The sequence below is a fragment of the Bradyrhizobium sp. HKCCYLS3077 genome (assembly GCF_051167555.1).
In the GTDB taxonomy this organism is placed as follows: domain Bacteria; phylum Pseudomonadota; class Alphaproteobacteria; order Rhizobiales; family Xanthobacteraceae; genus Bradyrhizobium.
The window spans coordinates 525797-542151 of the sequence record NZ_JBNPTH010000004.1 but is presented as its reverse complement, the minus strand read 5'-3'; the positions used below and the strand labels follow the sequence as shown (position 1 = coordinate 542151).

General features: G+C 65.9%; 15 protein-coding genes. 9 read left to right on the top strand and 6 right to left on the bottom strand.

The window, feature by feature from the left end; translation table 11 throughout:
- Positions 1–177 precede the first annotated feature (177 nt).
- From ACQR0Z_RS18685 to ACQR0Z_RS18670, 4 genes are all read left to right on the top strand, one after another.
- Positions 178–1398: an LL-diaminopimelate aminotransferase gene (locus ACQR0Z_RS18685; RefSeq protein ID WP_434860866.1), complete on the top strand. Its 1221-nt coding sequence runs from the start codon at positions 178–180 to the stop codon at positions 1396–1398.
- Positions 1399–1434: 36 nt separating this feature from the next.
- On the top strand, positions 1435–2751 hold the full coding sequence (locus ACQR0Z_RS18680) for a homoserine dehydrogenase (RefSeq protein WP_434875942.1): 1317 nt from the start codon (positions 1435–1437) through the stop codon (positions 2749–2751).
- Between the two features lie 204 nt (positions 2752–2955).
- Positions 2956–3957, top strand: a complete 1002-nt coding sequence (gene glpX, locus ACQR0Z_RS18675) for a class II fructose-bisphosphatase (protein ID WP_172109193.1) — start codon at positions 2956–2958, stop codon at positions 3955–3957.
- A gap of 123 nt (positions 3958–4080) precedes the next feature.
- A complete protein-coding gene (locus tag ACQR0Z_RS18670; RefSeq protein WP_434919606.1) occupies positions 4081–4800 on the top strand; it encodes a haloacid dehalogenase type II in 720 nt (239 codons plus the stop codon).
- 10 nt (positions 4801–4810) lie between these two features.
- On the opposite strand, the gene ACQR0Z_RS18665 is transcribed toward ACQR0Z_RS18670, so the two are convergent.
- Complete coding sequence (locus tag ACQR0Z_RS18665; RefSeq protein ID WP_434860863.1) at positions 4811–5896, bottom strand: methyl-accepting chemotaxis protein; 1086 nt, start codon at positions 5894–5896, stop codon at positions 4811–4813.
- Between the two features lie 308 nt (positions 5897–6204).
- On the opposite strand from ACQR0Z_RS18665, the gene recJ reads away from it, so the two are divergent.
- Together recJ and ACQR0Z_RS18655 are read left to right on the top strand one after the other, a co-directional pair.
- Positions 6205–8046 carry a single-stranded-DNA-specific exonuclease RecJ gene (recJ, locus tag ACQR0Z_RS18660; protein ID WP_434919605.1) on the top strand — a complete coding sequence of 614 codons (1842 nt, stop codon included), beginning with the start codon at positions 6205–6207 and terminating at the stop codon, positions 8044–8046.
- 754 nt (positions 8047–8800) lie between these two features.
- Positions 8801–9331 (top strand): 2'-5' RNA ligase family protein, encoded by a 531-nt coding sequence (locus ACQR0Z_RS18655; RefSeq protein WP_434860861.1) that lies wholly within the window; start codon positions 8801–8803, stop codon positions 9329–9331.
- 40 nt (positions 9332–9371) lie between these two features.
- On the opposite strand, the gene ACQR0Z_RS18650 is transcribed toward ACQR0Z_RS18655, so the two are convergent.
- Together ACQR0Z_RS18650 and ACQR0Z_RS18645 are read right to left on the bottom strand one after the other, a co-directional pair.
- Positions 9372–9770, bottom strand: coding sequence for a hypothetical protein (locus ACQR0Z_RS18650; RefSeq protein ID WP_434860860.1), 399 nt, complete (start codon positions 9768–9770; stop codon positions 9372–9374).
- Between the two features lie 164 nt (positions 9771–9934).
- Positions 9935–11149 carry a hypothetical protein gene (locus ACQR0Z_RS18645; protein WP_434919604.1) on the bottom strand — a complete coding sequence of 405 codons (1215 nt, stop codon included), beginning with the start codon at positions 11147–11149 and terminating at the stop codon, positions 9935–9937.
- 269 nt (positions 11150–11418) lie between these two features.
- Between ACQR0Z_RS18645 and ACQR0Z_RS18640 the strand changes: the two genes are divergently transcribed.
- On the top strand, positions 11419–12201 hold the full coding sequence (locus tag ACQR0Z_RS18640; RefSeq protein ID WP_434860859.1) for an NYN domain-containing protein: 783 nt from the start codon (positions 11419–11421) through the stop codon (positions 12199–12201).
- A 127-nt stretch (positions 12202–12328) separates the two neighbouring features.
- On the opposite strand, the gene ACQR0Z_RS18635 is transcribed toward ACQR0Z_RS18640, so the two are convergent.
- From ACQR0Z_RS18635 to ACQR0Z_RS18625, 3 genes are all read right to left on the bottom strand, one after another.
- Positions 12329–13450, bottom strand: coding sequence for a hypothetical protein (locus ACQR0Z_RS18635; protein WP_434860858.1), 1122 nt, complete (start codon positions 13448–13450; stop codon positions 12329–12331).
- Between the two features lie 322 nt (positions 13451–13772).
- Positions 13773–14993 (bottom strand): lytic murein transglycosylase, encoded by a 1221-nt coding sequence (locus tag ACQR0Z_RS18630; RefSeq protein ID WP_434919603.1) that lies wholly within the window; start codon positions 14991–14993, stop codon positions 13773–13775.
- Between the two features lie 62 nt (positions 14994–15055).
- Positions 15056–15580 (bottom strand): MarR family winged helix-turn-helix transcriptional regulator, encoded by a 525-nt coding sequence (locus ACQR0Z_RS18625; RefSeq protein ID WP_434919602.1) that lies wholly within the window; start codon positions 15578–15580, stop codon positions 15056–15058.
- A gap of 53 nt (positions 15581–15633) precedes the next feature.
- On the opposite strand from ACQR0Z_RS18625, the gene ACQR0Z_RS18620 reads away from it, so the two are divergent.
- Positions 15634–16098: a carboxymuconolactone decarboxylase family protein gene (locus ACQR0Z_RS18620; protein ID WP_434919601.1), complete on the top strand. Its 465-nt coding sequence runs from the start codon at positions 15634–15636 to the stop codon at positions 16096–16098.
- Between the two features lie 59 nt (positions 16099–16157).
- A complete protein-coding gene (locus ACQR0Z_RS18615) occupies positions 16158–16340 on the top strand; it encodes a hypothetical protein (protein WP_434860854.1) in 183 nt (60 codons plus the stop codon).
- The last annotated feature ends 15 nt before the right edge of the window (positions 16341–16355 follow it).

Genomic DNA, 16355 nt, shown 5'->3' with positions numbered 1-16355 from the left:
CGCGGCGCGGCGACCATGATAAAACACCGGAATCAACAGCGTCGCGTGTCGTCGCCAGCCCAGCTGTAAGCCCGCGCTAAACTTCTGATCTAGCGCTGGTTTATTTGCGCGGTCCGCGGCGACGCAGCACCAGCGTTGCTGGCTGACCCGCCCCCGGTTGCCGGAGCCGAGAGACCCATGGAAGATTTCTACCGCATCCGCCGTCTGCCGCCTTACGTGTTCGAGCAGGTCAACCGGGCCAAGGCGGCCGCGCGGAACGCCGGGGCCGACATCATCGACCTCGGCATGGGCAATCCCGACCTGCCGGCGCCGGCGCATGTGCTGGAAAAGCTCAAGGAGACCCTGGGCAAGCCGCGCACCGACCGCTACTCGGCGTCGCGCGGCATCGTTGGGCTGCGCCGCGCGCAGGCGGCCTATTACGATCGCCGCTTCGGCGTGAAGCTGAACCCCGACACCCAGATCGTGGCCACGCTCGGCTCCAAGGAAGGCTTTGCCAACGTGGCGCAGGCGATCACCGCGCCGGGCGACGTGATCCTGTGTCCGAACCCGAGCTATCCAATCCACGCCTTCGGCTTCCTGATGGCCGGCGGCGTGATCCGCTCGGTGCCGGCCGAGCCGACGCCGCAATTCTTCGAGGCGGCCGAGCGCGCGATCATTCACTCGATCCCGAAGCCGCTGGCGCTGATCGTCTGCTATCCCAGCAATCCGACCGCCTATGTCGCGAGCCTCGACTTCTATCGCGACCTCGTCGCATTCGCGAAAAAGCACGAGATCCTGATTCTGTCGGACCTCGCTTACGCCGAGGTCTATTTCGACGACAACAACCCGCCGCCGTCGGTCCTGCAGGTGCCGGGCGCGATGGATGTCGCGGTCGAGTTCACCTCGATGTCGAAGACCTATTCGATGGCCGGCTGGCGCATGGGCTTTGCCGTCGGCAATGAGCGCATCATCGCCGCTTTGGCGCGCGTGAAGTCGTACCTCGACTACGGCGCGTTCACGCCGGTTCAGGTCGCGGCGACGGCCGCATTGAACGGTCCCGACGACTGCATTCGCGAGATGCGCGACGTCTACCGCAAGCGGAGGGATACGCTGGTCGAGTCGTTCGGCCGCGCCGGCTGGGAGATCCCGCCGCCGGAAGCCTCGATGTTCGCCTGGGTGCCTTTGCCGGAGAAGTTCAAGAGCCTCGGCAGCATGCAGTTCGCGACCCTGATGGTCGAGAAATCCGGCGTCGCGGTCTCGCCCGGCGTCGGTTTCGGCGAGCACGGCGAGGGCTATGTCCGTATTGCCATGGTCGAGAACGAGCAGCGCATCCGGCAGGCCGCTCGCGGCGTTCGCCGCTTCCTTGAAAGCGGCATCGAAACGTTGCACAACGTGGTTCCTCTCGCCAACCGGCGCTGAGTCCCCCGTTTTTCTTGCTGCAGGTTCTTTGATTCCATGGTCGCACCCCTCAGAGTGGGCATCGCGGGCCTCGGCACCGTGGGTGCCGAAGTCGTTCGTCTGATCGAGCAGCAGGGGCGCGTGCTCACCGAGCGGACGGGACGTCCCGTGAAGGTCGTGGCCGTGACGGCGCGGTCGAAGAAGAAGCGCGCCATCGATCTCGCGGGTATCAAGTGGGCGAAGGATCCGCTGGCACTGGCCGCCGATCCCGAAGTCGACTGCTTCGTCGAGCTGATGGGCGGTTCCGGTGATCCCGCGCTGTCGGCCATCGACACCGCGCTGAAGGCCGGCAAGTCGGTGGTCACCGCCAACAAGGCGCTGATTGCCAAGCACGGCCTCAAGCTCGCCAAGGCCGCTGAGAAGTCCGGCGGGGCGCTGAACTTCGAGGCGGCCGTCGGCGCCGCCATTCCGGTCATCAAGACCTTGCGCGAGGGCCTCGCCGGCACCGGCATCAGCCGCGTCTATGGCATCCTCAATGGCACCTGCAACTACATCCTGACCCGCATGGAGCAGGAGGGCCTCTCGTTCGACGAGTGCCTGAAGGACGCGCAGCGGCTCGGCTATGCCGAAGCCGATCCGTCGTTCGACATCCATGGCCATGACACCGCGCAGAAGCTCGCGATCCTGGCGAGCCTCGCCTTCGGCACCCAAGTGGCCGAGAAATCCATCTATGTCGAAGGCATCTCCTCGATCGCTCCCGAGGATCTCAAGGCCGCCGACGAGCTGGGCTACCGCGTCAAGCTGCTGGGGGTCGCGGTGCGCACCGCCAAGGGCATCGAGCAGCGGGTGCATCCGACCATGGTGCCGAAATCCTCCTCGATCGCCCAGGTCATGGGTGTGACCAACGCGGTCACCATCGACGGCGAAGGCATTCCGCCGATCACCCTCGTCGGGCCGGGAGCAGGGGGCGCGGCCACCGCGTCCGCGGTCGTGGCCGATATCGCCGACGTCGCCCGCGGCATCCGCGCCGCGCCGTTCGGACGCCCGGTGGACAAGCTGCAGGCGACCGAGAAGGCGCCGATGGAGCGGCACGAGGGCGGCTACTACATCCGCCTGATGGCGCGGGACCACGCCGGCACCGCCGCGACGATCGCGACCCGGCTGGCCGAGCAGAAGATCTCGATCGAGTCGATCGTGCAGCGCCATCCTCCTGGTAGCGAGCCACTCAAGACGGGCGCCAAGGGCGGTCCCGTGCCGGTGATCCTGATCACCTACGCGACGCATGAGGACGCCGTGCACAAGGCGCTCCAGGCCGTGCAGCGCGACAAGGTCATCAGCGGCAAGCCGCAGGTGATCCGGATCGAGAAAAATTAGCCTGGGATGCACAGGGAACCGGTTGTCCCTGCTCAAACAAACGCGTGGCGTTTGGGTTAGGTTCATGCTCAAACCGGTGGAATCGAGAGGCGAGGAGCGGCCATTCAGGCCATCCCGCTGAACCGTGAGCCGCCTGCGATGGCGACCTCCGGCTGGTAGAATTTGATGGCGCTGAGCCGCCTTGACGTCTTGAGGAGTTGACCGATGTCGACGCAGATTTCCGTCCCGCAACAATTGCTGCTCGAGCGCATCCTGACCCTGGAGCTGGTGCGCGTGACCGAGCGGGCGGCGGTGTCGGCGGCGCGGCTGCGTGGCCACGGCCAGGAGAAGCCGGCCGACCAGGCGGCGGTCGACGCGATGCGCCGCGAGCTCAACAAGCTGCCGATCGAGGGCACCGTCGTGATCGGCGAGGGCGAGCGCGACGAGGCGCCGATGCTGTATATCGGCGAGAAGGTCGGCCTGAACGCCGGTCCGAAGGTCGACATCGCGGTCGACCCGCTCGAGGGCACGACCCTCTGCGCCAAGAACATGCCGGGCGCGATCGCGACCATGGCGATGGCCGATGGCGGCACCCTGCTGCATGCGCCCGACGTCTACATGCAGAAGATCGCGGTCGGGCCCGGCTACGCCAAGGGAGTGGTCGACATCGACGCCAGCCCGGCCGACAACGTCCGCCGCCTCGCCAAGGCCAAGGGCGTCGAGCCCGGCGCCATCACCGTGCTGGTGCTGGACCGTCCGCGCCACGCCGACATCATCCAGGGCGTGCGCTCGACCGGCGCCGCGGTCCGCCTGATCACCGACGGCGACGTCGCCGGCGTGATCCATTGCGCCGACCCCGATAACACCGGCGTGGACATGTATCTCGGCACCGGCGGTGCGCCCGAGGGCGTGCTGGCGGCCGTCGCTCTGCGCTGCATCGGCGGCCAGATGCAGTGCCGCCTGATCCTCGACACCGAGGAGAAGCGCGAGCGCGCCCACAAGATGGGCGTCGGCGACCCCAAGATGATCTACGGCATCGAGGACATGGCCCGCGGCGACTGCCTGTTCGCGGCCACCGGCGTCACCACGGGCTCGCTGCTCTCGGGCGTCAAGTTCCGCAAGGACGGCGTGATCGAGACGGAGACCGTCGTCATGCGCTCGGTCACCGGCACCGTGCGCTACATCCGCGCCGAGCACCGGCAGCTCGAGAAGTTCCACCTCGACTAATCCCGGCCCGCTATTCCGGGGTACGCGACGCGTGAACCCGGAATCCCGAGCTCGCAAGTCGCGATTCCGGGTCTGCGTGCTTCGCACGCATCCCGGAATGACAAAGTCGGAGAGTGGTTCAGCATGTCCGATCTGTCCATGGTCAAGGCGCTGGTGTTCGACGTGTTCGGCACCGTCGTCGACTGGCGCACCAGTCTGATCAACGACTTCACCGCCTGGTCTAAGACGCGCGGCATCGAGGGCGACTGGACCGCGCTGGTCGATGGATGGCGCGGGCTGTATGCCGGCTCGATGGACGAGGTCCGCAGGCATCCCGAGCGCGGCTATCTCATCCTCGACGTTCTGCACCGGCGCTCGCTCGAGACGCTTGTCGCCAAGCTCGGCATCGCCGGTCTGACCGAGGCCGATCTCGACTATCTGACGCGCGGCTGGCACCGGCTGCATCCGTGGGCCGACAGCGTCGCCGGGCTGACCCGGCTAAAGTCCAGATACATCATCTCGCCGCTCTCCAACGGCAATGTCGCGCTGCTGACCAACATGGCGAAGTTCGCAGGGCTCCCGTGGGACCTGATCCTCTCCGCCGAGCTGTTCGAGCACTACAAGCCCGATCCCGAGACCTATCTCGGCGCAGCTCGTCTGCTCGGCCTTGCGCCCGGCGAGGTGATGATGGTCGCCGCGCACAACAATGATCTCGAAGCCGCCCAGCGCTACGGTCTGAAGACCGCCTTCGTCGCGCGCCCCACCGAATACGGCCCGCTGCAGAACCGCGACTTCGAGGCGACCGGCGCCTGGGACATCGTCGCCGCCGACTTCAACGGCATCGCCGACCGGCTCGGCTGCTGATCCTCCGTTCTCACGCGCCCGACATGATCACGCCGTACCAGCCGAGGCCCTTGTAGGTCTCGTAGCCTGGCGTGGCGTGGAAGGCGACCATGCGCCCGGACGCATCCTGGTAGAAGCCGCTGCGCTTGCCGTCGAGCTTCAGCGAGACGCGCTCGCTGAGGATGCCCTGGCCGTCGGAGGACGCGATGACACGATGGCTGGAATCCACCAGCAGCGCGCGGGCCTTGTCGCTCTCGCTGACGCGCACGCCCTGGACGATCGCGCGCGCCTGCGCCTCCCAATCGAAATGGATGGCAAGCACGCCAAGCGGCCTGCCATGAGCCTGGCCGTTCTCGCGCACCGACGCGCAATAGGTCGCGACCTGGGCGTTGCCGAGCAGCGGCTGGCACTCGACGTCGCCGGCGACGTAGTCGTCGCCGGAGCGCAGGCCGCGCGCCTCGCGAAACCATTTCGTGTCGGCCACGCTCTGGCCGACCACATTGTAGCGGTCGGCGCGGCCGTTCGCGATCACCTTGCCGCTAGGGTCGCACAGCCAGAGATCGAGATAGACCGTGTAGGCCGAGAGGATCACCGCAAGACGTTCGGAGACATGGGCGACGCGGTCTGCATCCGGCGCAGCGGCGCAGTCGACCACCGCGGAATCGGTCGCCCACCAGCGCACGTCGCAGGTCCGTTCATAGAGATTGCGGTCGATCAGCTCGATCGCATTCAGCGCCAGGTCCACCATCCGCTCGCCGCGGGCGCGCTCGGTCATGCGCTCGATCGAGCTCTTGAGATTGCCGGTGCGGGTGGTGAGCTGGCCTTCGAGCTCGCGCGCGATGGTCTCGACCTGCTGGCCGACCGCGCGAACCTCCTGCGCCACGACCGCAAAGCCGGCGCCTTGGGCGCCGACGCGCGAGCTCTCGATCAGGGCGTTGAGGGCCAGCATCTTCATCTGATTGGTGATCTGCTGGATCGACTTGGTCTTCTCGCAGGCGATCTGGTTGACCTCCCCGGTGAGCCGCGCGATCAGCGCGGCAACGTCGGTTTCGTCCTGGGGAGCCGCCGGAGAGGGAGCGATCGAGGGCGAGGTCTTCAGCTCAGTCGCGGAAAGCATTGAAACAACTCCATATCATCGCTGTCTCGGTCGATGCGGAGACTGCGAGCAATCAGTCGGTATCATTTGATTGAAATGTCCGAGAGTTCGCCTAACGGGCGTTTAATGCACGTTCCCGAACACAGCTGTAATTTTAGGCAAGCCGCATTATATCTCATCAGTTGTCCCTCTCAGGTTGTGATTTCCCCGATGTTGCATCGCGATTCCAGTGGGTTCCCGTCTCGGAGCCTGTCGCGCGCGGCGCGTTGCTGTAGATTCGCGGCGCTCAATTTCGAATCGCCCATGCGACACGCGAGGCCCTTAGCCTGATGGCACCGTCCGCCCTTGCCTTGCCCCTGAGCGCCCCGCCGGCGTTCCTGGGCGTGCGGCTGTCGCTCACCAACAAGCTGTGGCGCGACCGGCTGGACGCGCGCGGCGCGGCGCGGGCGCTCGCGATCGTGCAGCGCTATCAGTTGCCGGAGATGCTGGCGCGGGTGCTGGCCGGGCGCGACGTCGAGCTCGATGCGGTCAACGACTTCCTCGATCCCACCATTCGCAAGCTGATGCCGGATCCGTTCACCGTGACGCAGATGGAGGCGGCGGCGCAGCGCATCGCCGACGCAGCGGTCAAGGGTGAGAAGGTTGCGATCTTCGGCGACTACGACGTCGACGGCGCGACCTCGGCGGCGCTGCTCGCCTGGCACCTGCGGCATTGCGGGCTCGACCCGCTGATCCACATTCCCGACCGCATCTTCGAGGGCTACGGGCCGAACAGCGAGGCCATCCGTGGCCTCGCCAGCAAGGGCGCGACCTTGCTCGTGACCGTCGACTGCGGCACGACCAGCCTGGAGCCGCTGGCGGAGGCGCGGCGGCTCGGCATGTCCGTGGTCGTGATCGACCATCACCAATGCGGCGAGGAACTGCCGGAGGTCGATGCGCTGGTCAATCCGAACCGGCCGGACGATCTCTCCGGCCTCGGCCATCTCGCCGCGGTCGGGCTCACTCTGGTGACGCTGGTCGCGGTCAATCGCGAGCTGCGCGGCCGCGGCTTCTTCAGCAGCACGCGGCCGGAGCCGGATCTGCTCGGCATGCTGCATCACGTCGCGCTCGGCACCGTCGCCGATGTCGCGCCGCTGGTCGGCCTCAACCGCGCCTTCGTCGCCAAGGGCCTGATCGCGATGCGCCGCCGCGATCATGTCGGCCACACCGCGCTGATGGATGTGGCCCGGCTCAACGGCCCGCCCGAGGCCTGGCATCTCGGCTTCATGCTGGGGCCGCGGATCAATGCCGGCGGGCGCATCGGCCGCGCCGATCTCGGCGTGCGGCTGCTGCTGGAAACCGACGTGTCGGAAGCCGCGCGGATCGCCGCCGAGCTCGACCGGCTCAACACCGAGCGCCGTGTCATCGAGCAGCATGCGGAGGCGCAGGCCGAGGCCGAGGCGCTGGCCTCGCTCGGCCTGGAGGACAAGGGCGCGGTCATCGTCACGGCGTCCGAGGGCTGGCATCCCGGCGTGGTCGGGCTGGTCGCGTCGCGGCTGAAGGAAAAGTTCGCCCGCCCCGCGTTCGCGATCGCGCTGGAGCCGGGCGGCATCGGCACCGGCTCGGGCCGTTCCATTCCCGGCGTCGATCTCGGCAAGGCCGTGCGCCACGCGGTGGAGCAGGGCCTCCTGATGAAGGGCGGCGGGCATGCGATGGCGGCCGGCGTCACCCTGCGCAAGGAGCGGCTGGCGGAGTTTCGCGCCTATCTCGAAAACGCGCTCGCCGCCGATGTCGCCGAGGCGCGCCACGTCAACGAGATTTTGATCGACGGCGCGATCAGCGCGCGCGCGGCCACGCCGGAGCTGGTCCACACGCTCAACCGCGCGGGGCCGTTCGGCAGCGGCAATCCCGAGCCGATCGTGGCACTGCCGTCGCATCAGCTGGTCTATGCCGACGAGGTCGGGCAGGCGCATCTCAAGCTGCGCTTCAAGTCCGGCGACGGCGCCACCGTGAACGCCATCGCGTTTCGCTCGGTCGGCCAGAAGCTCGGCAATGCCCTGGTGCAGCATCGCGGCCAGGTGCTTCATGTCGCGGGCACGCTGACCGTCGACCGCTATCAGGGCGTCGAGCGCGTGCAGCTGCGCGTGCTCGATGTCGCCGTGCCGGATCATGGTCCGGCGATGATCAGGTAGCTGTAACATCAACGGTGTCGTCCCGGCCTCCGAGCCAGGACCCATACGCCGCGGCGGATGTTGTGAGAGCGAGATGCCCATTGCCCTCCTGCCTCACACTGCTCCCTGTGGGTATGGGTCCCGGCTCGGAGGCCGGGACGACGGCGGAGGGTGTGGCGCGTGTCGTGCCTCGCACGACCAAACGCAAGCGTGACCGTTCGATCTCGCCGCGCATTCGCGCCCGAGTGATGCTCGATCGAAGCCCTCAACGAAAAAAGAGGGCGCAGGGAATGCCGGGTGAAGGCCTCACCCATGGCCCGCCTGCAAACAAAAAGCAGGCGGCAGTCACCACAGGCAAAGCCGTTTCAACCGGCATTCCCTGCGCGATGGGTTTAACGCTTATACGCGATCTCCCCGGTGTCCGGCTTGATAGCCACCGTCGCCTTCGGGCTCATCATCACCCGACGACTTGGCGCCAGCATCGGGGCGCCAGGACCACGCGATTTCACGTCCGCCACCTGCCGTTCGTCCGCGCGCCAAGCACGCTGCGGCAAGATCGCGGCCACCGCATCCCATCCTCCACGTTCGTGACGATCGCGAAGCGCCCCTCTCATGAGGACGGGACGCAAGCAATATTTCCGAATTTCGGAATAAAAGCAAGAGGAGATTTTATCGCGAGCAGACGCCTTCGATCATCCGCCTGATTGCGCGGGCGGATTCCGCGAAGTTGCGCTATGCCGAGATGTGGGGAACGATGCGGCAGGGGGAGTCATGCATGGCCGTCGCGCTCAATATCCGGTCAGATGATGCTTCTTCGGCAAAGATCGAAGAGCTCTGGGATCGGGTCGCTGCGTTCGAGGACGCGCCATCCATGCGCGGGCTCCGTTATCGGCCGCATTTCACTCTTGCGGTCTACGAAACGCCTGACATCGATACCGCGGTTGCTTGGCAAGTCATGCGCGAGGTTGTCAGAGGTGGCGGACCGCTCAAGATCGAGTTCAGCGGGCTCGCGTGGTTCGCGCATCCTCGCTTCGTGTTGTGGGCTGTCCCTGAATCGGTCGAGGACCTCCAGCAGTGGCATGCGGCAATCTCGGCTGCAATCGACCCGGCCTGCTGTCGAGAGCATTATCGACCCGGCGCCTGGACGCCTCACTGCACGCTGGGCACGCGGATCGTGGATGCTCGACGTGCGGACGCGATGGCATTTGCGCGCGCGTTCGACCAGCCTTTCTCGGTCGTGTTTGACGTCGCCGATTGTGTGACGTTTCCGCCGGTACAGATCGTGGCGGAGCACAGGCTCGTCTGATGCTGGTCTCTTTGGTACGATCAGAAATCAGTAGATACACTCACCGCCAGATCGGCTTCGGCAGCTGCTCGGGATTGAACTTCGGGGCCGGACGCGGCGCCGGCGGAGGCGCATTGTCCGGCGAGGAGTACAGCAGGAACGCCTCGAAGGGGATGTCGGGCGCTTCTGCGGCTCGGCCGGAGCAGGTGAAGGGCGTCGTGCGGCAGGAGCCTTCGAGGCAGAGGGTCAGTTCATCCGGGCCGAACAGCGAAGGTTGTCCCGGGGCGTGCCGTTTCGTCCTGATGATGGCCGTGAAGCGATCGCCGCAAGCTTCGTAGCTGCCGCTATAGCTCAGCACGCCGTCGCCGCCGCAGACCTTTCCCGCGGCCAGTTGCACGATGCCGGTCCCCTGGCCCCTAGGGGTCTTGAACCAGGCGGAGTAGGTACCTTCTTTCATCATGGGACGAGCACCCGGTCGAACGGTCGCCTCATCGTTGTGCATCGCAAATTAAAGGAAGGTGAAAACGGCCGCGCCAAACCCGTGGGAACCCGGGATTTATTCGTATACAAATGGTGAGCGGCCGGCTCGTCTACGCGAGAAAAGACGGCGGCAGGGTGACCGTATCAGCGATACTGCGGCCAGTTCTCGACCCAGCCGATGGCCTCGCGCGCCCATCGGATCACCGACACGTCGTCGATCCCGATATCGAACAGGTTCCAGCGAAAGGCGTCGATGGCGTGATCGACCGTGCAACCCCCGAGATGCGGACGCGTCTCGATGATCGACTGCTGGATCGGATCGCTCGAAGAGCGATAGGGTGGAATAGGCATGCCGCGCAGATGGTCGGACGTGAGATCCTGCTCGTAGACGCCTGCAAGGGATTCAAGCAGGTCGGCGCACGCCGTTGCGTGATCATAGTCGCGCAGCACGTGCCCGAGCCAGTGCGGCTTGAGGGTGTCGAGGTGAGGCGGGTCGGTCAGGGCTCGAACGAGCGGCGAGCGAATTTGCCCGCTGGCGAAATTCGCAAGGCCGTGACAGGCGGCGGCGATCGCAACCATCAGATGGGTCTGGACGCGGCTGTCGAACAGGAACTTGCGGCCGCTTCGCGCCTCCCAGTGGGAGCCCCTCTCGTCTTGGAGCGTCATGAGTGACGGCAAGGCTAGGCGAGCCAAATCCGTGGCCGGAGGGCCGTAGTTCCGGAGCGACAAGCTGCAGGGATCGTCGACCAGGAGGGGCGACGTTCCAGCGACCCAGCTGTAACGATGGTCGTACGCAGCCAGCAGATCGGCACGCGCCGCACCGGCGGTCAGTCCCTCCGTGATCAAACACTCCTGAATGAGGCTGTCGCCTCCGTAGAAGAACGCGATCGTAGTGTCGACCATGAAGGCCGCGGTCGCAGCATCCGGCTGGCACCAGGTCTGGCCGATGATGGCGAACGGCGTGAGGGCATAGTGCGTGAAGTAGCTGAAGTCGGGATGACGATTGCCGGGACGCCGGCCCAGGCTTGCAATGATCTCGGCCAGGCGCTGCTCTGCGCCATCCCAATGTCCGACGTGCCGGATCCAGAGATCGGCGCGGTCTCGGCGCGGCGGCGGTCCGAACCCGAGGCCGCTGTAGCGCTGGGGGAGCTGCAGCGCGCAGCGGACCTGCCAGTCGAAATCGTCGTCGCACATGCCGGCCATGACGACGCGCTGTTCGCTATTCTGGCCGGGTATGATCCCGAGCGGCCAGCGGGCGGCCTCGTAGACCGGGAGCGATGGGGCAAAGCGAACATATTCGGTGGGATCGATGAATTCCGATGACAGCCAGACACGGACATCGCCATCGAAGCGCGGCATCGAGGCGCGCGGGTGAGCCTCGCGTGCGAGCGGAGCGTCGTCGATGATCCAGGAGGTCTGATCGGAGGGGGATGACATCGGCTCTTGTCCCACGGTCGAAAAGCAGTGCCGATCAAGCTATCAGAGATCATGGGCGACCTCAGTCCGGCCGCAACGGCGGTCGGCGCTGTGGTAAACGATGTTCTTCGCGCCATCCCTGAGAAACTTTGTCTGACGTCAGACCCGCGCGCGTGGTACGACGGGTCCTTGTTGTTTCGAGAGATCAAGCCATGCCCTCCGAATCCCGTTCGCCGCGTCTTGCGGTGCTCATCGACGCCGACAATGCCTCGGCCAAGATCGTCGACGGGCTGTTCGAGGAGATCGCCAAAATCGGCGAAGCCAGCGTGCGCCGGATCTATGGCGACTTCTCCAGCCCGCGATCCCGCCCGTGGGCGGATACGCTCGCCAAATACGCCATCGTGCCGCAGCAGCAGTTCGCCTACACCACCGGCAAGAACGCCTCCGACATCACGCTGGTGATCGACGCGATGGACCTGCTGCACAGCGGCCGGTTCGACGGCTTCTGCCTGGTGTCGTCGGACAGCGACTTCACCCGGCTGGCCGCGCGCATCCGCGAGCAGGGCATCGACGTGTTCGGCTTCGGCGAGCAGAAGACGCCGGAGAGTTTTCGCCAGGCCTGCCGCAGGTTCATCTACACGGAGAATTTGCGCGGCGGCGCAGCGAGCAGCAAGGATGCGGCGCCTGCCGCGAAATCATTGATGCCGATCAGCGCCGCGACGGAGATCATCGAGAAGGTGATCAGCCAGATCGAAAGCGAGGACGGCTGGGTCGAACTCGGCGTGGTCGGCACCCAGCTCGCCAACCTCGTCTCGGATTTCGATCCGCGCACCTATGGCTGCCGGAAGCTCAGCGATCTCGTGCGCAAGAGTGGAGCGTTCGAGATCGGCGAGCAGGCCAAGGGCGGCTCGATGCGCATCCGCGTGAAGACGGCGGATGGATCTCAGCCGAAGGCGAAAGCGTCGAGGACGTCTCGCGAGACAGCCAAATCGTGATCATGCCGGTGCCGGACCGCGCTCGGCACCGACCATTTCCTTCGTCATGGCGAGCCAAGCGAAGGCGCGGCGGATCACCGCGCCCCCGCAGAGCTGAACGGCAGCACGGTCGCTGTGCTGGTCGGCTTCAGACCTTGCCGATCGTTGCGATCAGGCCGACGACACCGCCGCGCGGCCCGCTGACGGTCGAAATCATGCGGTAGCCGTCGGTCGTCCTATCGACGCGCGTTTGCCGGTCATTGTACATGTCGCGGAAGAGTGTGGCGATGTTGACTGGGCCGCCAGAGAGTTTGCGCATGTTGGTGCCGTTGTCGTTGACATAGGGCACCGCGAATTGATGCGCGATGCGCACGTCGGCGGTCGTCGTTGAAGTGAAGATCATCACGCCCTCGGAGCCCCGCAGGCCGAAGTTCCTGTCAGCGAAGTAGAGGCCGCCAAATACCACGTTGTCGGGATCGTCGGGGCCGAGGTAGTAGCGGCTACGGATCTGGACGAGCGGGGAGTCGAGATCTCCGGTGGCACGATCAGCCATGAAATTCACCATTTGGCCGTGCTCCATGTAGAGGTCGCCGCCACTCCGATTCCAGTCCTTGACGACGAACGCGTCGTCGGTGTCGTTGTAGATCACGCCCAGAATCTTCTTGGGGTTCTCGAGGAAGAGATAAAGGAGGATGGCGGCCAGCACGATGATGATGACCGCGACCGCGGTCTTCAAACCGAGCGTGGTGATGCCGGTGCGGCAGGCTTGGAGAAGCGTCTGTCCACCGCGCCAAGCCGTCCATGTCAGCTTCGCCCACGCCGTGCCGACGGTGAAAAGACTGCTGCCGACGGTCTCGATGGCGAGCTGGCCGACGGTCTTCGCATTCGACATCGACTCCAGACGCTTGCTGAGCGTGAAGACATAGTCCGAAACGCTCGATCCCTGATATCCACGAATGATATTATAATTGTGCTGCGTCACGCTGACGTTGGGTTCGAGCTCGATGTCGTCGCCAGCCAGGGCCCGCCGGATCAGATCCTCGTTTTCACCTGGGGCCGATGCGAGACCTGCGTCCGCCTGATACGCATCGATGTCCGAGAGAGCGGCTTCCAGCATCCGGCTCCGAAGGCGCCGCAGCCGGTCGGGTTCGCTGAGCGCCTCGTTGGAAACGATGGCCCGCAAATCAGTATTCCAGCGTGCGTCGAGGCGATCGATGATCTCCAGAGCGACCTGTCGCGACGTCATATTCCCGTGGTTGATGAGCTGCATCTGATCTCTCCCTGCCATTTTCCGGTAAGACCAGACCGCAGGGTATTCAATCTCAAGAAAATGTACAGATACAAATGCACCCTTAGATTGTAACTTTCTGGCGAGTGGGTTGAGCGCACTCGTGGGAGGCGTGAGGCCGTCCGCATATCTCGCGCACATTCACACCGGCGCGCCGGCGATCGCCGGCGTGAGACCGAAGCTCCAAATAGTGCAATGAAGGCGCTGATGCTGCCGTAGCCGAGATCGAACGCCGCCGTTGTCACGGGGACGTCCTGGGCCAGCATCTCCAGCGCCCTTGGCCCGGCCTACGAACCTTGAACCATCACCCGCCTTGCCGCAGCTTCGCCAGCACCTTGAGCCCGCCATAGCCATCGGCCGGCGTGATGCCCGCCTTGGCCTGGAAGTCGCGGATCGCCTTCATGGTGTCGTTGCCGACGCGGCCGTCGGTCCCGCCGGTGTCGAAGCCGGCGGCGGTCAGGCGCTTCTGCATCTCCTGGACTTCGGCCAAGGTCAGCGCGCGCTCGGAGCCGGGGAAGGGCTGCAGGAACGGCGGGTTGCCGAGGATGCGGTCGCCGAGATGGCAGATCGCGAGCGCGTAGCTCATCGCGGGATTGTAGGACTTCACCGAATAGAAGTTAGGACCCAACAGGAAAGCGGGGCCGCCCTCGACGGGGATCCAGAGCTGCGCCGACGCATTCGGCTGCGGGAAGGGCTGACCGTCGGCGCGGGTGACGCCGGCCGCCTGCCAGGCCGCGTAGGTCCTGCTGCCCGACATGTTGCCGGGCGCGCGGACCTCGTAGCCCCAATGCTCGCCGCGATGATACTTGCCGCGGTTGACGAGGTAGCGCGCGGTCGAGCCGAGCGCATCGTCGGGCCGGCCGAACGGGTTGATCTTGCCGTCGTTGTCATAGTCGAAGCCGACATTGAGCCAGACCTCGGGCATCCATTGGGTGTGGCCCATCGCGCCGGCCCAGGAGCCGCGCATTTCCTCCGGCGTGCTCCAGCCGCGGTCGACGATTCTGAGCGCGTTGGTGAGCTCGGTCTCCCAATAGGCCTTGCGGCGCGGCTCGTTCCAGGCAAGCGCGGCGAGCGCCGGAAACACCGGGCGCATGTGGTTCTGCTGCACGAGGGGATCGCCGTAGGCGGACTCGACGCCCCACAGCGCGAGCAAGGTGCCGCGCTCGACGCCGAAATCCTTTTCGATGCGTGAAAACAGCGCCTCGTTTTTCGATAGCGCCGCCTTGCCGTTGATGACGCGCCAGTCGGAGACGCGGCGGTTGATGTACTGCCAGAGCTGCTCTTTGAACTCCGGCTGATTGCGCATCTCCTTGAACACGGTCATGTCGGGCTCGAGCCGGGACATGACGCGCGTCCAGGTCGCCTGCGAGATGCCCTTGGAAAGCGCGCGGCCGCGGAAGCCGTCGCGCCAGGCCTCGAACTCGGCCGGGGCGGCCATGGCCGGCAGCGAGGGAACGAGCAGCGCTGCGGCGCCGAGGCCGGAGCGGAGCAGGGCGCGGCGGGTGGTGGAATCGGGCTGGGTCATGGTGGCCAGTGTAGCCGGTCGTGGCCGTCAGCGGCAGAGCCCAGGGCGTCGCGGGAACTCGGCTAGGCCTGGTGCAGATCGGCCGCGACATGCGCCAGCCAGCGGCGGATGGCGGCGAGGTCGCGCCGGCTCAGTTCGCGGACGAGCCGGCGCTCCAGCACCGTGGCCTGGCGCCGCGCCCTGGCCAGCAAAGCAAAGCCGTGGCGGGTCAGCGTCCACTGCAGCACCCGGCCATGCACCGGATGCGGCGACCGCGCAACGGCGCCATCGCGTTCGAGATTGCCGATGATCACGTTCACGGTCTGCGGCGTCAGCAGCGCGATGCGGGCGCAGTCGGCGCCGGAGAGTCCCGGATAGGCCTTGAGCATCGTCAGCACGACGAACTGCGGATGGGTGAGGCCGGTCGAGGCGAGCGCGCGTTCGAGCGACAGCCTGGCCGCCGCCTGCGCCTGGCGCAGGAGATAAGCGAGATGTCCGTCCTCGCCGCGCTTGCCCTCGCCGGGCGACGGCGGACGCACAGGCTGGCCGGCGGGCGCCCGTCCTTGCCGCCGCGCGCGCGAAGGTGACGATGTGGCTGTCTTGCGCATGATCTCATAGCTCTGATAAGTTGTCAGATATCTGATAACACGAGAGACGAACCATGTCACATGCGCGCAGCGAGTATGCCGATTTCACGCGTCACGCGCCGGAGCTCTACCAGGCGATCCTCGCGGTGAGCCAGCAGGCGGCCAAGGCCGGCCTCGACAAGCAGCTGCTCGAGCTGGTCAAGATCCGGGCCTCGCAGATCAACGGCTGCGCGTTTTGCGTGCAGCACCACATCCTGGTGGCCGAGAAGCTCGGCGTCTCCGCAGACAAGATCAATCTCGTCGTGGCCTGGCGCGAGGCGCCGCAATTCTCGGATCGCGAGCGCGCGGCGCTGGCCTTCACCGAGGCGCTGACGCAACTGGTCGGCGGTGTGAGCGACGCGGTCTACGATGAGGCCCGCGCGGTCTTCTCCGAGACGGAGCTCGTGTTCCTCACGTCGGCGATCGGCGTGATCAACCTCTGGAACCGGTTTGGCGTGGCGTTCCGCTGGACTCCCGCCGAGCGGCCGGCTGCGCGTTGAAGGAACCTGAAGCAGGCGTTCCGGGTTGTTCATTCAACATGCTTGCGGAGGAGGTTCCGATGACCGAGCAGGGCGAACAGCTCAAGCCGAAGGATTTTCCGCTTGAAGCGGAAAAGGACCGCGTCTGCCGCCGCGACGGCAAGCCGATCGCGCAGACGGATACCGACTCGATGGCGCATGAGATCGCGGAGCGGCTCAATGCCGACGAGGATCGCCGCGAAGAGGAAAAATGGTCGGCGTAGTCCCGTCGCAGCCGA

Bases quoted from the DNA above. Each gene is read 5' to 3' on its own strand.
- ACQR0Z_RS18645 (WP_434919604.1), bottom strand. From the start codon at position 11,149: ATGCCGCGCTTCGATGGCGATGTCCGTGTCTGGCTGTCATCGGAATTC.
- ACQR0Z_RS18655 (WP_434860861.1), top strand. From the start codon at position 8,801: ATGGCCGTCGCGCTCAATATCCGGTCAGATGATGCTTCTTCGGCAAAG.
- ACQR0Z_RS18685 (WP_434860866.1), top strand. From the start codon at position 178: ATGGAAGATTTCTACCGCATCCGCCGTCTGCCGCCTTACGTGTTCGAG.
- ACQR0Z_RS18650 (WP_434860860.1), bottom strand. From the start codon at position 9,770: ATGATGAAAGAAGGTACCTACTCCGCCTGGTTCAAGACCCCTAGGGGC.
- ACQR0Z_RS18630 (WP_434919603.1), bottom strand. From the start codon at position 14,993: ATGACCCAGCCCGATTCCACCACCCGCCGCGCCCTGCTCCGCTCCGGC.
- ACQR0Z_RS18620 (WP_434919601.1), top strand. From the start codon at position 15,634: ATGTCACATGCGCGCAGCGAGTATGCCGATTTCACGCGTCACGCGCCG.
- ACQR0Z_RS18615 (WP_434860854.1), top strand. From the start codon at position 16,158: ATGACCGAGCAGGGCGAACAGCTCAAGCCGAAGGATTTTCCGCTTGAA.
- ACQR0Z_RS18635 (WP_434860858.1), bottom strand. From the start codon at position 13,450: ATGCAGCTCATCAACCACGGGAATATGACGTCGCGACAGGTCGCTCTG.
- ACQR0Z_RS18665 (WP_434860863.1), bottom strand. From the start codon at position 5,896: ATGCTTTCCGCGACTGAGCTGAAGACCTCGCCCTCGATCGCTCCCTCT.
- recJ (WP_434919605.1), top strand. From the start codon at position 6,205: ATGGCACCGTCCGCCCTTGCCTTGCCCCTGAGCGCCCCGCCGGCGTTC.
- ACQR0Z_RS18680 (WP_434875942.1), top strand. From the start codon at position 1,435: ATGGTCGCACCCCTCAGAGTGGGCATCGCGGGCCTCGGCACCGTGGGT.
- glpX (WP_172109193.1), top strand. From the start codon at position 2,956: ATGTCGACGCAGATTTCCGTCCCGCAACAATTGCTGCTCGAGCGCATC.
- ACQR0Z_RS18625 (WP_434919602.1), bottom strand. From the start codon at position 15,580: ATGCGCAAGACAGCCACATCGTCACCTTCGCGCGCGCGGCGGCAAGGA.
- ACQR0Z_RS18640 (WP_434860859.1), top strand. From the start codon at position 11,419: ATGCCCTCCGAATCCCGTTCGCCGCGTCTTGCGGTGCTCATCGACGCC.
- ACQR0Z_RS18670 (WP_434919606.1), top strand. From the start codon at position 4,081: ATGTCCGATCTGTCCATGGTCAAGGCGCTGGTGTTCGACGTGTTCGGC.